We start from the raw sequence: 19,358 nt of genomic DNA on the forward strand, positions 1-19,358 counted from the left end.
AGCCATTTTTTGTTATAATGTTTCTAGAAACTTGAAGTATGTATAATAACTCTTATAAACAGGATACAACGGAATGGCAAAAAAAAGAAAATCGTCAGGAAAATTCATCGTATTCGAAGGCTTGGACGGTGCAGGAACAACAACACAAGCAAATCTACTCTCAAAATATTTAGAAAATGAAAATTGGCCTGTCGTGGTCACCAATGAACCAACACAAGGTCCGATGGGACTCATCATCCGTTTAGTATTATCCAATCGACTTATATTCAGCGCACAAACGAAGGAAATGGAAATTCTATCCAATAACTCCATTGCTTTGTTATTTGCCGCAGACCGCTTAGATCATTTGCAACACTTAATCATTCCCAAACTAGAAGAAGGTGTTATTGTTATTTGCGATCGCTATCATCTATCTTCTTATGCATACCAAATGGGTAACGATAGTAAAAATTTATCGTGGCTTCAGACAATAAACTCCAAATGTTTGCAACCAGACTTGATTATTCATCTCGACACATCTCTTTCGGTATGCGAAAAAAGACGTTCCAAAAATCGTTGGTACCGAGATTTATACGAAAAACCCGAAATACTGGAAATCGTTCGCAAAAACTATGAATATGCAATAAAAGATATGCGTCAACAAGGAGTAAATATTGTCACTATTGACGGTAATCCTCCGGAAAAGGTTGTTTTTGGCGAAATCCTATCTGTGGTAAAAAGCCACTTCCCAGAAATGTTTCCTGGTGACTTACCACTTTTCAACACTTAATGCGAATTACCATCTACAAACATTTTCCACAAACTTTGTTTAAGGAAATAGCAACATGGCAAAAAAAGGCAAAAAGACCTCGAACAACCAAATGCCTGTAGATCCAAATCAACAGTATCAATACTCTGGTCACCAAGGAATGATGCCAGGACACCAAGGGATGCCTGGACATCAAGGTATGCCGGGACACCAAGGAATGATGCCGGGACACCAAGGGATGATGCCAGGACACCAAGGGATGCCTGGGCAGATGTCTGCTCCACATATGGCGGCATATCCCAATCAAATGCCTGGTGGGCAAATGCAAATGCAAAACCAAATGATGCAAATGATGCAGATGATGATGTCGGGAAATATGGGAATCGCAGGAGCAGACACCGCCGCGCAACCATTTACGTACACGGAAGTACCAGAAGAGGAAGATCCGGGACTCGATGCCGATATTATTCGTCCACACCAGTTGCGTAGTGTTGTAAAAACACAAGAACCACTACCACTCGACACCGTACTAGACTATCTATGTCTTACCGAAGATAGCAATTACTCTCTAGGTGGCATTCCCAAAGGATGCACCATCGCTTTTGTAGGGCCTCCGGGGCAAGGAAAAACACGTACAGCCATCTCAGCTTTGTGCCGCATAGCATATAGTGGAACTCGTTGTGCATTTGTTGTTGCTGAAGAAGGATTTATTGACGAAAATGACTCAGGTCGCGATGATTTGTGCAGTCGCCTAACAAAAATAGGTATGAAAACTTTAGGACTTTCAGAAGCTCAATTTCAGAAAAAAGTTGCCAAAAATATCGCGGTACTTTTAAGTCAATATCACAAAGGTAGTTCATGGGATAATTTTGTTACTCGTTATCGTTTTATTGTCGAAAAAGAAGGCATTAAATTCGTTATTATCGACTCACTAAACATGCTAGATCCGTCGAAGACAAAAACCGCCGATAATTTGTCGGCTTTAAAAACGTACAACCATGAAAAAGGCGTGACATGTCTAACCATTGGACAAATACGCGATACAGGTATGCCAGTAGGTGGTGAGGCACTCATTCACACCGCCGACGCAGTTTTCTTATTGGAAGAAATGGGTCTTACTTCCAAAGAAATGGCCGCTTTATGGGGCGGCAAATACCGCGACCGCATTGTGACAATTCGTGCCGTGAAGTCAGTGACCACCCCTATTTTTCCACATCCCATTCGCATACATCGCGACGAAGAACGCGGTGTGCTCATCGCTCACCCTGAACAACCCGACATCTACAAGCCACTACCCACAAAAGAAGAGGCAAAAAAACTCCAAGAGCAAAGTCCGGTAAGCGAAGAAAAACAAACAGATGCCGAAGAACAACCGGCCCCTGAAGCTAATGCGGAAGAAAAACCTGCACCCGAAGTAAAGGCAGAAACGACCGCTGAAGAAACCACAGAGACACCAAAGAAAAAAACAAAAAAAACAGCGAGTGCACCAAAAGAGGGCGAAGAAAAGGTCGAAAAGCCCAAGAAAACTACGCGTAAACGTAAAAAAACTAAAGAAAAAAGCGAATAACACGTGTAAAATATGTTAGAAAAAATCGATACAATCATTATTTCTCTTGCTGTAGATGAAAATCAATCCCTTTTTATACTATTGGGGCTTGACGGAGTAATACAGTGTATGGGAGATGGTTCCGTCCATAATAGCGACAAAACAATATACATTGGGAAAACCTCACCAGACCTTTTTGCCAATCTAAAACAACATATTAACCCACAATGGCTACAACGCTGCGGACGATATACTGTCCCGCAGCGCTGTGGACAAACCTGTGAATTATCTATCGTTTTTAAAGCAAAAGAAAATGAGAAGGGCATTCAGTTTGTTTATGGTGCCACATCCCAAGGACCGCCTACGGATATCACAAACTTTGTTTATTTCGCTGTAGATCTTATCACCCCGTGGCATGCACGACAAAAACACAAAACCCAAAGTGAAGGAGTAGACAATGGAATTTCGTGAGAGCTTCGAACAAACCTACAATGAAGCTTTTATCATACCATTTAATAGCATCGACGATAAAATAGCACAACACATCAGTGCCGAAGAAAAAACCACTTTACAACAACTAAAAGACCAACTAAATGCCGACTCTTCCGAAAGCCGATTAGAAGCGCAAAAGCAACTGATGGAATTCAAGATAAACATCTGCGATAAGTACAACATCGGAAATATCATTTCGCGAGATACCGTTGATTTTACTCCACGCGATGGCTTTGGCAACCTACCCATTGTTGCCGCAAATATGGATGGGGTTACCGGCAAGCGCATGGCGGAAGCAATGGCCATGATGGGCGGCAGTGCTGCGCTACCACAATACATGTCCGACGACGACTTGTGCCGTATTATTGAATATATGAATACGCGTCATCCCCTTTACAGGACACCACTTACTTTAAAGTCCGATAAAAAGATATATAATTTCGAAAATATCATTTCCAAACGCGATCTACCTGCGGTTGTTATTATCGATCAAGACGATCAACTCGTTGGCATTTTGCACAAACGCGATGTACAAAGCGTAAATAAAGATACGCCGGTCACCAAACTGATGGTTACCGAAAGACTTGTGACAAGTAAACCCGACATATCTGCGGTAGATGCCATTAACTTAATGAAAAAAAATAAGGTCAAGTTTCTCCCCATTCTGGATGAATCAGGACATCCTTTTGGTGTATTAACGGAAAAGTTAGCGGCCATGAGTTTACGCTATAAACCCCATCAAGGACATGGTAAAAAAGGCTTAGCCGTTTTGGCCACTGTGGGGGCACTCAATCGTGATCCTGTAGAGAAGGCAAAAATGCTCATAAATGCCGGAGTCACAGGAATTATTCTAGACACGGCGCACTTTGATCAGGGAATTCAGTCCTACCGCAATTTGAACAAAATAGCCAATCTCGTAAGTAATTATGAAAACGCAACCGATTACAAAATTCCAATTATTGCCGGAAATGTGGTGACACCAGAAGCCACGGTGCGCATTATTGGAGCGGGAGCAGATATTATCAAAGTGGGTATTGGACCAGGAGCTATGTGCTCTACACGCTACGAAACAGGTGTAGGTAGACCTCAACTTGCCGCAGTCATGAAATGTGTCAACGCCGCAGAACCTTATGGTAAACATATATGGGCCGATGGCGGTATAAAAACCCCTCGTGATGTAGCCCTTGCCCTTGCCGCGGGTGCCTCGCAGGTAATGGTGGGAAGTTGGTTTGCAGGTACAATGGAAAGTCCAGGGGACTTAAAGTACGATTTCGAAGGACATAAATACAAAGAGAATTTTGGTATGGCCTCGCGTAGCGCTTCCGAAAAGAGATCACAACGCGATACAATGCGTGAAATTCTTGGACACCGCTCAGAGGGAAGTAATCGTTCATTCGTGTACTTAGACCCCGATCGTCCGTCAGTAATGGATATCATACACTACATAATAGATGGTGTGACCTCGTCCATGACATACGTCGGTGCACAAAATTTAAGTGAATTTTTCCGCAACGCCAACATCGGTATTCAGTCGCAAATCGGTTATGAAGAAGGAAAACCGCTTGATATCGTTAAAATAAAGAGGATATAAAGAATTTTGTTGATCTTCATCAATCTAAAAGTGTAGCTCTTGTTTAATAAAAAACGCGTTTAATAAAGAGAAACAGTCTAGATGAGAAATCTAATTCAGAATGTATACATTATCACAAACAAAGATTTTACAACAAGATTAGGAGTTTACTATGAATAAATACATGAAACTGTTCTTCATCGTATGTTTCTTTTTGCCTTTGACACATATCTTCGCAGAAACCGAACACAAAATCACATACGATTTGTTAACGTGTGACAAGAAAACAGATCTTCTAGACGAAGGAGATGACAAGTTTTCTGTGACGATTAAAATTAGTGGAAAAGTGACAAAAGGCGATCTAGCTTTATTAGATAAGCTGACCAAAAAAACACTAAAAAGACAGCGCAAGAAAATCAACAAGCGAGTCATAAAATTCAATAACCGACTAGGAAAATTGGATCTTACAGACAAAGGTCACCGTGACTGGTTTAGGGAAAAAGCACAAGACGAACTAAACCAGTTGTGGGAAGGTCTACAAAGTAACGCAGAAACACAAGTAAAGAAAGATGTACAAAAAAAGTGGAAAGAAATCCAAAAAAATAACAAAGCTTACAAAAAACACAAAATCGTATTTAGAGTTAGATTTGCTGTTCACGTGATCAAAATATCATCAACAATTATATCTATCGTTGCCTCTGGGGGAACGAATATTATTAGTTATGTTTCCCTGGTATTAAATATTGCCACTTTTGCAAATTTTATTAAAGAATCAAAAATTGACCAAGACAAAACAAGAAAGGCTCTTGTGGGATCTCTTGCTGTTTATACCTCGGAGGCGGAGAGACTACAAAAAGCAAGGGACGAAAATAGAGAAGAAAGTATCATTGAGGCATTTGAAGAGAGCCTGGAAAACTCAAAGAACACATTGTTGGCAAATTTAGCGGAACACAGAGTCAGTGTTGGTAAAATGCAAACCAATGTATTAAAGATGGACAAAAAAATAACCAAAGCAAAAAAACAATACGAAAAATTGCAGAAAAAAATGAAGAAAAATGACGTAGATATACAGAACACGGAAGAAGACCTCGCAAAACTAGACAAAAAAATACAAGATCTTGACAAAGCTCTTGATAATTTAGTCTCTGATATAGACGATGAGTTGGAAAGGCTTGCGAATGTGGGAGTACCAGAAGAAGAAAAAACTTTCCTACAAGCGGCGAAAAGTTATATTTCTGTGAGCACTACCTTAGAGGCTGTAGAGCTAATTGGTTCTATTGTCAGTGACATCGTCGTCATAACGAGTTAGCCAAAACTGAACATTTGTCCATTTTAACTTAACCAAGATAAATAGTACATAAATGAACTTCGCGCAACTACTAAATAGAAATTGCGCCGCGTATGTGATCTCTAAGTTATTTAAATTTAATTAACTTAGAGACACTACATGCGTCGTTACTTACTCTTTACTCAATACTCTCACCATTTTCATCTTTTTGCTTTTTTATTGTAGATGTCAACTTTTTCTCCCCCTTTTTTCGTGCCACGATTTCTAAGTCGTCGACATGATCGGTTTCATCTACAATTTCTTTCCCTACGAGCTCTTCGAGTATATCTTCAAGAGTCACAACTCCTTCTACTCCACCGTACTCATCGAGAACAATCGCCATATGTTGTTGTTGATTGATAAACTCGCGTAACAACGCTTCTAGCGATTTGCTTCTATAGGCAAAAATAGCGCTCTTACTGAAATCTTTGACTAATTTCTCCTCATCACCGCAAATGATCGCCGACATCAACTCTTGCTTTAGAGCAATACCTGTAACATTGTCAATCGATTCGCCGATAATGGGCATACGGCTGTGAGGCGAGCTGATAATTTTATCTTTGCTCTTTGCTAGTGTGTCGTCAGCTTTCAAATACGTCATTACCGTTCGTGGAGTATCGACTTCTCCGACCATTTTGTCATTGAGAAAAAATACACGCTTGGCAATTTCATACTCGCTATCATTTATCTTACCATCACGGTGTGCGGCTTTAATGATCGTAAGAACATCGCGCTCTGTTACTTTATTTGCTTGATTTCGCGTAATTGCTTCGGTAACAGAGTTGAGAATGTATAGCACCGGTCCCATGATAAAAATAAGAAGTCGCAGAGGGCGTGCGATCAACAAACACACTTTTTCGGAATAGGTATAACCGATTACTTTAGGTATTACTTCGGCAAAGAAAATAATAAGAATCGTTAAAACGCCGGAACAAACGCCCAGCCATACTTTGCCCCATGCGTCGATAACAACGGCAGTGACCATCATACTCCCAACAATATTTATGATATTGTTGAACACTACAATTGTATTGGAAGCACGCCCCATATCTTTTTTGATTATGCCAAGTGCTATAGCGTCTTTTCTCTGCGTTTCCGCAAGTTGCTGTACACGAAACAGCGAAACGGATGCTAATGCTGCCTCCGAGCAAGAACAAAGTGCGGAACCAACAACGACGAGAAAAACGATAATACTCAGCTCTACCATTATCACTTACGCTTTATCCTTTTCTTTCTTTTCTCTTCGTTTGCGATCTTCTTCTTCTACAAGTTGTCGCAAATTCTCTGGTATAGTCATGGCAACGGTTGCTGCTGCACAACGTTCTTCTGTTTTTTCCACATCAGAAGATACACCAAATTCTCCGAGGTGTGATCCTAAAAAGTCAAGGCATCCGCGTTCCGTTTCAAAAAACGTAAATGGATTGGCATGATCTTCGATCTTTGCCTTTAGAATCATGTTCATCGAACAGAATAAAAATGTACACCCCTGAAATTTATGGAGTATTGTCCGCGCGAAATTGGCAAATGCATCGCGCGACACTTGTTTTAAATTTTTCGCTTCTAGAATAAAATAGCAACTTCCTTGGTCAAAAGCCACCTGGATATTTTCAATAAAAGTATCCACGGCTTGTGCATCCAATTCACCTTGCATTTTAAACAAAGAAACTTTTTCCATCGGATTTTCGACCTCTACAATAAATCCCATGTTGTTCCTTTCTGTAGAGTACTGTGGGCAACCTACTTTGAGGCTACCCACAGTATTGGTCATTTGTCGATTAGAGTATCACTACTCTGAATATTATTTAGACAATAAATTCCGTAGGTTTTCACCTAGGTCTTTGACAAAATCATCTAAGCTTTTTTAGGCATAGCACTGCGTAGTAACATAAACATTACTATCGCTAATAAAATTACTCCTGGGTACCAAGCATTCCAACCAATAGACAATAAGTCTTTTTTACCTGAAACTACAATTGGAATAGCAATTAATATACCAACAAGTGCTTCACCAGTAATGAGACCAGAGGCAAATAGCAATCCACGTGTTTGTGCCGCTTCCCCTTCTTCTTTATTTTGCCATTTGGCAATCGCTTTTTCAGAAACGGCAGCGATAATTCCGCCAAGAAGAATTGGTACAGCAAGTTCTATTGGTAGATAAATTCCAACAGCAACGGCAAGTACCGGTAAACGGAAATTAGATTTTCTTGCTTCCTGGATTTTGTCCAGCACAATAATCACAACAGCGATTGCGGCCCCAATGCCAATAAAAAGCCATGGTAAGCCACCTTCAAAAACACCTTTGGCAACAGATGCCATCAAACTTGCTTGTGGAGCGAGAAGAGGCTCAGGATGTTCTGCAGTTTTCACACCGATTCCATACGCCTTATCGATAAGCATTAAAATGGGAGCAAGTACAAGTGCTGCGGAAACGACACCGATCATTTGCATAATTTGCTGTTTCCACGGTGTTGCTCCTACAATATGACCCGCTTTCAAGTCTTGTAAATTATCTCCACCAATCGCAGCGGCACAACAAACCACACCACCAACGAAAATCGCCGCGGCAGGGCCTGCTGCCGTGTCGGTCATCATGTACGATAATAATAAAGATGTAAATAGAATGGTTGCTATTGTAATACCCGAAATTGGGTTATTTGAACTTCCCACAAGTCCTGCCATGTACGCAGCGACTGCAGAAAATAAAAATCCGGCGATAAGCATAATCACCGACATAATAGCCGAAGGTACAGGTTCGCCAATCACGTAGTAGTATAAGGCACATATTGGTATAAGCGAAAGTACTAAGGCCGTAGCCACCCAAGTAATAGGTGTATCCTTCTCCGTCGAAGGTATTTCTTCTCCGTCTTCTCCGCCTTTGTAAGCACTTAAACTGGCCTTCACTCCTTTGACAATAGGCTTGATTAAGTTAACTAAGGCCCACAAACCACCAACAGCCATTGCTCCAACGCCTAGATACCGAGTATGTCCACTCCAAATATCCCAGGCAAAACTAGCGGCTGTTGCATCTTTTGGCCATGGATTGTACATGGCAAAAAGCGGTATGGCAACAAGCCAGTTAATCGCTCCCCCAACAAAAACGAGTATGGCGATATTAAGTCCAACAATATAACCAACCGAAACCAAAGCAGGAGAAACGTTTGATCCAACGTATAGAATACCATTCCCTACCCGACTGGCGATTTCAACTGTTCCATGCCAAGCTTTCAAACCGGTTTCACCAAATTTGAACAATGCACCGATAATACCTGCGGTTACCATATATTTTACACCGTCACCACTGTCTCCAGCTTTTAACACTTCGGCAGTTGCAATTCCTTCAGGGAATTTTAGATTTTCTTCAACAATAAGAGCACGGCGCAGAGGAACAGTGAAAAGTACTCCAATAACTCCTCCAAGGGCGGCAATAATTGTTGTTTGGGTATAGTCAAAACCTTGCCAATGTTTTAAAATAACTAGCGCCGGTATAGTAAAAATAACTCCTGCAGCAAGAGATTCCCCTGCAGATGCGGCAGTTTGCACGATGTTGTTTTCGAGAATATTGGACTCTTTGAATAATCTCAAAATAGCCATAGATAGGACCGCAGCGGGAATAGACGCAGAAACGGTAAGACCTGCGAATAAACCGAGATATGCATTTGCTCCCGCTAAGATAATCGATAGAAATATCCCTAAAACTACAGCCTTAAGGGTAATTTCGGGTAAAGGTTTGTTATTGTTCACGAAAGATGCCTTTCTAAAAATTCATTCTCAACATAGCCATGGCGTTAACGGCACTGGCTACTAAGTAGTTTGTAGTAAACTCTAAAACTACCAGACTACTCGCTTTCTTCTTGCGTAGATTTTTTGACAAACTCTACGTTGTATTCTTCACCAGTCCATTCTTTCAAGACAAATGCCGCCATTTTTCGAACGGGTAAAACTGGGTCATTGAGTTTCTTTTTGACTTGCGGGACAAAAGTTCGGTCTCCAATTTTTCCTAGCGCGCGAATGGAGTTGTAGCGAATGGTAGGTTCTTTGTCCTCGAGTGTTTTTTGCGCAATCACATTGGCGGCATTCAAATTTCCAACAACGGCCAGACCAATAAGAGCATGGTTACGCGCCTCAGCGCTTGTTTCTTCAAGCCCCTTGAGCAAAACGGGTAAGGATTTATCCTTGTCTTTGTCTTCGTCATTGACAACACGCGAAAGAGCAAAGTACAACATACCGCGCACCGCTTCATCTTGTTCGCTTTCTATCGCTCCCAAAAGAGCTTCTTGTGGAGTGTCGGTATATCCTATATGCCCCACACTCATCGCAGAATTGCGGCGTACTTCGACATTTGCTTCGTTTAACGCCGAAAGAAGATAAGGAATTGCGCGTATGTCGTCGCAAAAACCGAGTGCAGCAGAGGATATGATTTTTTGATCATCTTCACCTTCCGCAAGTGCGCCGACAACTTCGCTAAAGTGTCCACGTGTCAATTCTAAAAGTTTTTTTTCTGCCGAGTGGATATTACCGTGATCGCGTAATTTTTGCGCACCGCTCCATTCGGTTAACAGAGTATCTAAATCTGTAAATAGTTCGTTGTTAAAAGAGGCATCATCAAGACCATCTCTGGTTGTTTTTATACCTTCCCAATCGATGTCTTTTTTTTCTTCTTTGGTCTTGCAACCAACTAAAATGGTTATGCCTAGTACCATCATAATAATTATATTTCTCATCATTTCTCCATGGTTATGTACGAACCCCATAAAAGAACCTTAAGTCTTAGATGTAGTTGTATGTTAGCATAAGTAATTCACTAGCGAAAAGGAAAAAACAAAAAATCTAGACGAGTAAGCAAAAGTATACAAATATATAAGACGTTTACTATTGTATTTTGGGATACAAAAAATTTGTGATTTTGGTCGTTTATGACTACGGCTACGGTTACGATTACGGTTACGATTACGGTTACGGTCAGGGTCACGGTCAGGGTCACGGTCAGGGTGACGATTAGGTCACGGTAACGGTTATGTGTTTTTGCGGCAATACAATGTAATCCCTACTAGCATTAGAGCTGGAGGAAGTCCTTGTCCTAAGACTCCGGTGATCATATGCGGTGCCGAATAGAGAAGAACTAAGGCCGCGGCTACCATACAGGAACCAATATATGCTAGGAGAGTAAAAGCGATGGTTTCATTCTTTTTCATAACAACTAGTGCTGCGATGATGCCTAGGGCGAAAAACAAGTTGTAAAAACCTTGATTAAAAGCAAGTAACTGTGTAGATTCTATAGTTTCGGCACTTTGGCCAAAAACTTTTTGCACTTTGGGATTTGTCCACAACAGACTTTCTAAACAAAAAAACAATACATGAATGAGTGCAGACAACGCTGCAAATATTTTAATCATTTTCATAATTTTTCTGCGAAAAAACGCGTATTTAACGTTGAATTCGCTTCCTTTCTAAATTTTTTTCAAAATTTTTTTCAAAATCGCAAAAGAGTTTACACTTTTATTGTAGACCAGGACGCGTAAGCCAAACATTTTATGGTGCTTTATATGAAATTATACAAAAGTTGCTCAGAACTCACAGTACAACTCATTGAGTATATCAAAGAAAACCCGCATACGATAGATCATATGAATGATTTTTTATCGCGTTACCAAGATGCGGTATTTAATTTCGTTCGTCTAAGCATTGGTCACTATCACGATAGCCTAGAATTAACAAATAAAGTACTTCTCACGTTATCTGTAAAAGTGAAACAAATTGAAACCCCGAAAAAATTCAACTACCTGGCCATTAAGATCATCAAAGGGGAAATAAGTAACTATTGGCGTACCAAAAAAGCAAAAAAGCGTGCGATCGTCCAACACAAAAGCGAAAGCGAAGCTTTTGCCGAACAGATGCTGGTTAACGATCATCGCGCCTCGGAATTATTTGAAAGTTTACTCATTCGCGAAGTCATCGAAGAGATGGATGATCCACATATTCGCGATATCTTTTTATTGAAATATCGCGATGGCAAAAACGTTTCTTTTATCGCCAATGAACTAAATATTAGCAGATATCAGGTCAACAAATCTCTAGAAGTTTTACATAACGAGCTAAAAAAATGTATAGGAGAATAGTGTAATGAGCGAGTTGGAACGCAAATTGAAACAATGTGCAAAACTCTGCTATGACGACGACAATGCGCCGAAAATACCTAGGTACAAATTGGAGACAAACGAAATTTGCGACTCGATCTTATCGCACTTTGACCATACGCCGCAATCTCCACCGCGTAGAAAGGAAGAACAAATGGACATGCAAATACCTGGATACAATGTAATTAGCAAATTGGGACAAGGTGGCATGGGTGCCGTGTACAAAGCGATGCAAAAATCCATGCAACGCACCGTCGCCATTAAAGTTTTATCCAGACAAAATCAAAACAACGACTATGTAAAAAGATTTATACGCGAAGCACGCTCTGTTGCTAGGCTCAATCACAAAAATATTATTACCGGTATTGATGTGGGTACCAGCAATAATTTTTATTACTTTGTTATGGAATACATTGACGGAAAAAATGTCGCCCAAATTTTAGGAAAAGGTAAGTTACCCCTAAACAAGTCATTGAATATCGTCATTCAAATTGCCGAAGCACTTCGCTATGCGGATGCACAACACAACATCATTCACCGCGACATTAAACCTGAAAATATTATGATTCGCAGTGAAGACTCTCATGTAAAACTCTGCGACTTAGGTTTGGCAAGACGCGCAAATATCTCAACAATGACCGCTGATGGTCGCATCATGGGTACTCCTCATTATATGTCTCCGGAGCAATGCCGCGGTGAGAATGATATTGATAAACGCAGCGACATCTACAGTTTGGGTATTACGTTTTTCCATATGGTCACAGGAAAACAGCCATTTTCTGCTCCGCACCCCGCGGCTCTCTGCCTAAAACACATTTCGGAAAAGTTGCCCAATCCGAAAAAGTTGAACAGCAATTTACCGAACTCTTTGTATCCGCTGCTATTAAAAATGACCGCCAAAGAAAAAAAAGATCGTTTTCAAAATTATGAAGAGCTTATAGAAGCTTTACAAACTTTTCGTAGCAGTCGCTATACGAAAACAGTAACCAATGCCACACAACTTATTGATGAACAAACAATACCCACGAAAAAATTGACACAGACATCGCGAACGCGTACCGCGCGCATACAACAACCTCCTAAAAAGAAATTTCCTGTTCCTATGTGGGGGGTGGGTGTTGCAGTAGCGGTTGTCGCCATTATTATTGTGCTACAATTTACCGGTGTGGATCCACAGCAAGTACAGCAACAAATTGTGCAAAAAATAAATGATAACGATTTGCAACTTGCCTGGGAAATCGCCGACGAGCACAGTAGCTACCCTGAAATTTATGAACTTCGCGATTATATTGAACAGTCGATATCTTTGCGTGAAAAAAGTCAAGATGAGGCAAATGATGCGCAGCTATTATCTCTGATGAAACAGAACCAAGGTCAAGGGCCCTCCTGGTACAATCAGATACTTAAAAATGTAACAAAACGCATCAATAAACGTCGTCAACAAAAACTATACGACGCACAGATGGTAAAGAATCAACTGTTGGCCAACATTGAAGAAAACATTCACAAAGCCATCCAAGCAGCAGATGTGTATTTACTGCACGACATGCTCTCACAAGTAAAAGAGAAACAATTAATTACAAAATGGGGTAAGTCATTCCCTGAACAAGAGAACATGTTGTGGCAAATGATCATTGCGCAAGTAATTTACATTCACGAGCAAAAAAACAGTGACCCTAAAAAATCTCTTGTCAAAATATTAGAAGGAGATTTTTCGGTAACCGCCCAAGAAATCGCGGAAAGAAAACTAGCCACACTCGAAAAACGACCAAAAAACAATATGGAAGAGTTACAATGGGAACAATACCAATCCAAGTTACAGAAACTTGTGACACAACAAAAATATAGCAAAGTGGGGGAGTGTTTAAAGAAACTTTGTCAGCAAGATGCCACCAGAGAAAGTGCAGTTGATTTTATTGAAGAAGTATTCAATAATATTCCCCAAGATCCGCGAATCAATAGAAGTAACATTAAAATGGCCATCAACCAATTTAGCGACTTTGTCAATTTTTACGCACAAATCGCCGATTTTCTACCGCAACAGCACATGGGACACCAATACATTTTGCAGATTTTCCAAAATATAAACGAGACATTGTACTCATTTGCAGAGAACGCGCCACAGGTTAACCTTGCGGCAATTTTATTCCTACACGAAAAAACCATGGATCAACTTCCCGTTTCTGCACAACAAAAATGGAAAATCACCATTGCGCAAAATATGGAAAAATACATAACAACAAACGTACGTTCCAAAGATCTAGCCAAAATAGCAGAACTCATAGACGAATATCCCAAATTCATGGACAAAAAAGTACAAGACAAACACCAAGAAATCGTCAAACTAAGAATTCAAGGCCTCACTGAAAAGTTAGTAAATGCAGTAGAAAAATCTATGTTTTGGGAAATACAACCATACTATCGTGCGCTAAAAATACTGCGTGAAGTCAACGAACAAGAGTTTTCTGCAATGGAAAGTAGAGTGCTTGATCAGGTCAAAGCTACCGCGGGACATCTTATTGAACAAGAAAATTTCGAGATGGCCAAGAACTACTACAATCGCCTACGCGAAAAATTTCCAGAGGACAGTGAAGTTGTTCGAGAAATTGGCGAACTACAACAACAGCTAGAAGAGAAAGGCGCACCAGAAAGTCGCGACGACAAGGTAAAAAAATTGTTAGCGGGACGTATAAAAAACTTCGGTGGCAATTGGCTAGAAGCCAACTATCCATTCTTTCGTTCGCAGGAGTTGGGCTTACTGGGAATGGAAAAAGACTGGCATTTATTCAAGTATGGAAAAAAATTCAAGCCATTAAACATGAAAATGTATTCACCAAAATTGATGTTGTTAAAAAAAGGTGAGGTGGTTTTATACAAATACCCCATGCAGCCAAACTATTTTCATATAAAAACCCATATCGTCAATCCGCAACAACCGGAAATGCGTAAGGAATTTAGTAAAGTAGTCGACAACACCCCGAAAAAAATAGGAAAAAATTTTGGAGTAGTGTTATTTTATCGTCCAGGAAAATCGTATTACTTAATTTTGTTCAATGTACGTGACCGACGTAACCATCTTTACATAGTAAAACCAAATGGAAAAGAGCGGTTAATAAACAAGTCCGAAGGAAATTTTATCGATCACAAAAGACCTTACGAAATATGGGTGCGATACAAAGGTGAAGAAAAAGAGCTAGACTTTAACTGTGGTGATGCCGCTGTAGAACACAACATGGAAAATGATGGTGTAGAACCCGAAGGTTTTGTGGGCTTAGTGGCTCTGGAGTGGTTAGCAATGTGGAATATCGAGATTAGCACCAATCTCAATATGGAAGAGTTTCCTTTTGATGGCAAAATTCATTTGCGAAAGCAAAATAGGTAGGTGGGTTTAGTGGGGTTTACTTCCATGTTGGTGCCCTCACCATCGAATTAGCAGTTACAGCTGCGCTGTAAACTTCTATTCTCATACCTCTCCCACAGGGAGAGGTGTAATGCTTCTCTTTTGTAAAAAACAAAATTCGTTTGAGTTGCGAGACAAAAGTAGTGATGTAATACACTCTTTGATTGATGTTGTACCTGTGATAGCACTAAAGAAAATGAATGGAAACAAATTCAGACGTGTTACGCCTCTCCCGTGGGAGAGGCATGAGAATTAAGGCTTTTAGCGAAGCTAAAACCTTAAATTCGATGGTGAGGGCACCAATATGAAGACGAATTCCTTCACTCAGCAGAACTTCAATGATTTGCGATGGTGAGGGCACCAATATGAAGATGAATTCCTTCACTCAGCAGAACTTCAATGATTTGCGATGGTGAGGGCACCAACATGAAAACGAATTTCTTCACTCAGCAGAACTTCAATGATTTGCGATGGTGAGGGCACCAACATGGAAGACGAATTTCTTCACTCAGCAGAACTTCAATGATTTGCGGTGGTGAGGGCACCAATCCGAAGAAAAAATCCCTAATCGTAAATCATCTCGCCAAACTTTTATAATCGCGGTCGTTGAGCAATAACTTTGCCCAAGAGTCACCCTTGTCCATTTTAGCTATTTGGATGAGAACATATGAAGCAATGGCAACATTACCAATACCCATAATCAACAAAAACCACGCAATTTTTCCGCCCAGGCCTTCTTTGTAGAAAACCCAAACATAAAAAACGGTAAATGCCAAATAGGCTTCGAGGAGTGTCGTACGTCCCCACGCATCGTTCATCATCATCGAGCCAGACTCAAAAAAATTTGCCGTCAGCAACGCGTGGACAATGGAACTGGCCATGGATACTAGAATGAATACAAACAAAACGCTAACAATTTTTTTCACGGCAAAATCCTTCTGCTTTTATGCGCCTATCGTAAAAGAGCCACGCAAACTTTTCCCGGTGGCTTTTTCCACTGCCTCAATAATTTTATTGCTTTGAACTAAAGACTTCATATTGTTGTGATCGGGATAAAGCGGACGATCAACATCTAAATGGTCCACCACTTCGCGAATCGTGCTGTGTGCTGCGGCAGTACCAACTCCCGGCTTAAAATCCCGAAAATCTAGAGCTTGTGCTGCGGCCATCAATTCCAAACCAACAATAGCGTAGGCGTTGTCTAATATTTGACGCATTTTTATCACACCGTTCATTCCCATGCTCACAAAATCCTCTTGATCTGCCGCCGCAGGAATCGACTGATTACTTGCAGGATGAGAAAGAATGCGTTGTTCAACAATCAACATATCGGAGGTGTATTGCGATAGCATCATACCAGAGAACATTCCGGCACCTTTGGTAAGAAAAGCAGGTAAACCAGAACTAAGGGCTGGATTTAACAAACGATTCATACGTCTTTCCGCCATCACACATACCATGTTAACAGCAACCGCAACCATATCAAGCGGTAAGGCAATCGGTGTACCTTGAAAATTTGCCCCTGTTAAAACAGTGTCGCTTTCCGGCAAGAAAATAGGGTTATCTCCGACACCGTTAATTTCGATGGATACCTGACTGTGAAGGTAACGAATCGCATCGCGAGCTGCACCGACAACTTGTGGTGTCGAACGCATAGAGTATGCATCTTGAACACGCGTCTTGTGCTTGCCATCCAAAAGATCCGAGCCAGCGATTACTTGTCGTAAATTCTCGGCACAAGTCACTGCTCCACTAAACCCACGTAGTTCATGTAATCGGTTGTCATAGGGCTTCATATTTGCCATCAATGCTTCCAAAGACATTGCCGCTGCGATATCAATATGCTTCATTAAGTTTTCGATGTCATGAAGCAATAAACAACTGATTCCGGCAACAAAATTGGAACCGTTGATTGTCGATAGTCCATCGCGAGCCTGTAAACCAGGAATAGGTATACCCGCTTTGTCCATCGCTTCTTTTGCAGAAAGTCGCTCACCTTTATAAAAAGCTTCGCCTTCCCCCATCAGTAGCATCGCAACCTGACTCATAGGCGCCAAGTCACCACAAGCCGCAACACTTCCCTTTTCACAAACAACTGGTGTAACACCCTTGTTTAAAAAAGCGATTAAAGTTTCGGTAATATCGGGGCGGCATCCCGAATGTCCATGGGCATGAACGTTAATACGTGTTGTAATCGCCGCACGCACAAACTCAACGGGAAAAGGTTCGCCAATACCTGCGGAGTGATTATATATGAGATATTTCTGAAACTGTTTTATTTGTTCATCATCGAGAACTATCTCAGAAAACTCACCTATTCCGGTATTCACACCATACATAATTTCTTTGGCATGAATTTTTTCTTCTAACATCGCACGGCAACGTTTAATTCTTTGCCAGCAGTCAGAAGCAACTTGCAACTCTTCGTTGTGACGAGCAACGCGTACAACTTCTTCGGTACTTAAGTCCTTAGCTTTTAACGTAATGGTCATTTCTTACTACTTTCCAGATCGCTTCATCTCACCAACTAACCACTCAATAAAATCATCTACACGGTAACTTCCCAAATCTTTTTTGGCAATGGCTGCGTGCTTTAGAGCACGTTCGTATTGTTTTTGTGCGGCGAAACATCTTGCCAACTGCAAGTGGTACTCACCCTTTTTATCAGAATTGGGAAGCGCTTTTAATAATTTCTGATACAGTGGTATTAACGATGGATGACTTTGAACTTGCTCGGGAGAAACTTTGTCAAAACGCATTAGAAGCACCACTTTAGTTTGGATTAAATTTTCCATGTTTTCTTCGATTTTGCGATTTTGGTCTATCACATCTTGCCATTGTTGCAACTCTTCGTATTTCACACGATTTGACACATAAATATCAATACTCTTCGCGTAAGTGTTTACCAATTGCTCTCCAATTTCCTTGGATAAATTCTCAATTTGGTCGTCTTTCACTAGAGACTGGATATTACTATCTTTATCTTCATAAAATCGGCTTGTTTGAGTATTGGCTTCTTTTAATAAATCGATGGCATTGGCTATATTATTTTCTTGCAGTTCTAAACGGCTTTCCATGACTAAATTTTTGATGTGCTTTTTTGTCACATCACTGCGCATATTTAGAACTTTCAAATACAAAGGATCAGTAAAAGACTGCTTTTTTACGCTGCTGACATAACCTTGCTTGCGTTCGCGTATAAAGTCTTGTACATCGCGCAACTGTGCTTCTAATTCGGAAAAATCGGCAATATTACTTAGCGCATTATCATACAGCAAAAAGGCTTTTCCTTGGGCGAGATATATTTGTGTTTGTTCATTGTACGCTTGATTTAAATTACGCATAATAACATTAATGTCACCACGGCCACTATTACTAAACTGAACTTGTTGATCTTTTAAACTATCAATTTTTTGTTGTAAGGTAATTTGTCGAAAACGATGTATTTCTTTTAATAAGTTGTATGCTGCATCGTAATCGCTTTGCAGTTGTAAGCATTTTTGATAGTACACGATGGCATTATCTAACTCGCCTATTGCCGCATACGCTCGCGCAGTTAAATAATATATTTCGGGGTCTTCGTTGTTGACAAGAAGTGGTTCAAGCTCTTGTAAAGCTTTTTGCGATTCGTTGTTTTCAAGATAATATGCACTTTTTTGCAATGGATCACTGGGAATTGCGCGACTCTTCATTTTTGTAGGTTTTTGTACTAATTGACAGCTACATAGTAAGGCGCAAAGAATTATGGCGATGTATTTCACTTGATCCTCCGTTTATGGATTTTCGAAAGGGATGTTTTGCAATCCGAGGAATTCTATGGCTGTGCCAGCTAACAATTGTTTTGCACTTCTTCGGAAAAACCACGTAAGTAACTTACTAAACTAAAAGCACTTACATTTTAGCAGTTGTTATTCAAAAAAATTTATCGTACTCTTGGTGGTTACTTTTAGTATTTAAGTTGTATAATCACCAAATCCGTCAGAATCGGTTTTTATCATATTTTTATTGAAAAGTATATTGTATTTTTTACTATACTTGTAAGTATTGGGTGAAAGTACAAACACTTTTATCCAGTCACTCATGGTATAAAATTACAAGCCAAAAAGCAAGAATGATTTTAGGCGTTAACACCGCCTTAGTA

At 40.4% G+C, this 19,358-nt stretch carries 15 protein-coding genes; 7 read left to right on the plus strand and 8 right to left on the minus strand.

Translation table 11 applies throughout. The features are described 5' to 3' along the window. The first annotated feature begins 73 nt into the window (after positions 1–73). From tmk to UABAM_RS07945, 5 genes are all read left to right on the plus strand, one after another. The gene (tmk, locus tag UABAM_RS07925) at positions 74–769 is read left to right on the plus strand and encodes a dTMP kinase (RefSeq protein WP_151967461.1); all 696 of its coding nucleotides are present in this window, start codon (positions 74–76) and stop codon (positions 767–769) included. Between the two features lie 55 nt (positions 770–824). Next, complete coding sequence (locus tag UABAM_RS07930; RefSeq protein ID WP_173013197.1) at positions 825–2,315, plus strand: RAD55 family ATPase; 1,491 nt, start codon at positions 825–827, stop codon at positions 2,313–2,315. A 12-nt stretch (positions 2,316–2,327) separates the two neighbouring features. Continuing rightward, the gene (locus UABAM_RS07935; protein WP_151967462.1) at positions 2,328–2,765 is read left to right on the plus strand and encodes a hypothetical protein; all 438 of its coding nucleotides are present in this window, start codon (positions 2,328–2,330) and stop codon (positions 2,763–2,765) included. Continuing rightward, positions 2,752–4,377, plus strand: a complete 1,626-nt coding sequence (locus tag UABAM_RS07940) for an IMP dehydrogenase (RefSeq protein ID WP_151967463.1) — start codon at positions 2,752–2,754, stop codon at positions 4,375–4,377. The genes UABAM_RS07935 and UABAM_RS07940 overlap by 14 nt, the downstream gene beginning before the upstream one ends. A gap of 151 nt (positions 4,378–4,528) precedes the next feature. Next, entirely contained in the window at positions 4,529–5,665 is a 1,137-nt protein-coding gene (locus UABAM_RS07945) for a hypothetical protein (RefSeq protein ID WP_151967464.1), read from the plus strand. A 157-nt stretch (positions 5,666–5,822) separates the two neighbouring features. Here UABAM_RS07945 and UABAM_RS07950 read toward each other — a convergent pair whose 3' ends face one another. The 5 genes from UABAM_RS07950 to UABAM_RS07970 all read right to left on the minus strand — a co-directional run bounded on the left by UABAM_RS07950 (position 5,823) and on the right by UABAM_RS07970 (position 11,082). Beyond that, positions 5,823–6,890 (minus strand): hemolysin family protein, encoded by a 1,068-nt coding sequence (locus UABAM_RS07950; RefSeq protein WP_229759413.1) that lies wholly within the window; start codon positions 6,888–6,890, stop codon positions 5,823–5,825. Positions 6,891–6,896: 6 nt separating this feature from the next. After that, complete coding sequence (locus tag UABAM_RS07955; protein ID WP_151967466.1) at positions 6,897–7,388, minus strand: hypothetical protein; 492 nt, start codon at positions 7,386–7,388, stop codon at positions 6,897–6,899. A 146-nt stretch (positions 7,389–7,534) separates the two neighbouring features. Further along, positions 7,535–9,424: an OPT family oligopeptide transporter gene (locus tag UABAM_RS07960; protein WP_151967467.1), complete on the minus strand. Its 1,890-nt coding sequence runs from the start codon at positions 9,422–9,424 to the stop codon at positions 7,535–7,537. A gap of 95 nt (positions 9,425–9,519) precedes the next feature. Further along, positions 9,520–10,404, minus strand: a complete 885-nt coding sequence (locus tag UABAM_RS07965) for a HEAT repeat domain-containing protein (RefSeq protein ID WP_173013198.1) — start codon at positions 10,402–10,404, stop codon at positions 9,520–9,522. A 291-nt stretch (positions 10,405–10,695) separates the two neighbouring features. Further along, a complete protein-coding gene (locus UABAM_RS07970) occupies positions 10,696–11,082 on the minus strand; it encodes a DUF1304 domain-containing protein (protein WP_151967469.1) in 387 nt (128 codons plus the stop codon). A 144-nt stretch (positions 11,083–11,226) separates the two neighbouring features. Here UABAM_RS07970 and UABAM_RS07975 point away from each other — a divergent pair, with 144 nt between their 5' ends. Both UABAM_RS07975 and UABAM_RS07980 read left to right on the plus strand, forming a co-directional pair. Further along, on the plus strand, positions 11,227–11,799 hold the full coding sequence (locus UABAM_RS07975; protein WP_173013199.1) for a sigma-70 family RNA polymerase sigma factor: 573 nt from the start codon (positions 11,227–11,229) through the stop codon (positions 11,797–11,799). Between the two features lie 4 nt (positions 11,800–11,803). After that, on the plus strand, positions 11,804–15,199 hold the full coding sequence (locus tag UABAM_RS07980; protein ID WP_151967471.1) for a serine/threonine-protein kinase: 3,396 nt from the start codon (positions 11,804–11,806) through the stop codon (positions 15,197–15,199). Between the two features lie 593 nt (positions 15,200–15,792). Here the strand turns inward: UABAM_RS07980 and UABAM_RS07985 are convergent. Genes UABAM_RS07985 through UABAM_RS07995 form a run of 3 tightly spaced genes read right to left on the minus strand, consistent with a single transcriptional unit; the run spans position 15,793 to position 18,978 of the window. Further along, entirely contained in the window at positions 15,793–16,143 is a 351-nt protein-coding gene (locus UABAM_RS07985) for a DUF1475 family protein (protein WP_151967472.1), read from the minus strand. A gap of 18 nt (positions 16,144–16,161) precedes the next feature. Continuing rightward, positions 16,162–17,709 carry an HAL/PAL/TAL family ammonia-lyase gene (locus UABAM_RS07990; RefSeq protein ID WP_151967473.1) on the minus strand — a complete coding sequence of 516 codons (1,548 nt, stop codon included), beginning with the start codon at positions 17,707–17,709 and terminating at the stop codon, positions 16,162–16,164. Between the two features lie 6 nt (positions 17,710–17,715). Further along, positions 17,716–18,978: a tetratricopeptide repeat protein gene (locus tag UABAM_RS07995; RefSeq protein ID WP_151967474.1), complete on the minus strand. Its 1,263-nt coding sequence runs from the start codon at positions 18,976–18,978 to the stop codon at positions 17,716–17,718. Positions 18,979–19,358 lie beyond the last annotated feature (380 nt).

Source organism: Candidatus Uabimicrobium amorphum (assembly GCF_009002475.1).
GTDB classification, from domain to species: Bacteria; Planctomycetota; Uabimicrobiia; order Uabimicrobiales; family Uabimicrobiaceae; genus Uabimicrobium; species Uabimicrobium amorphum.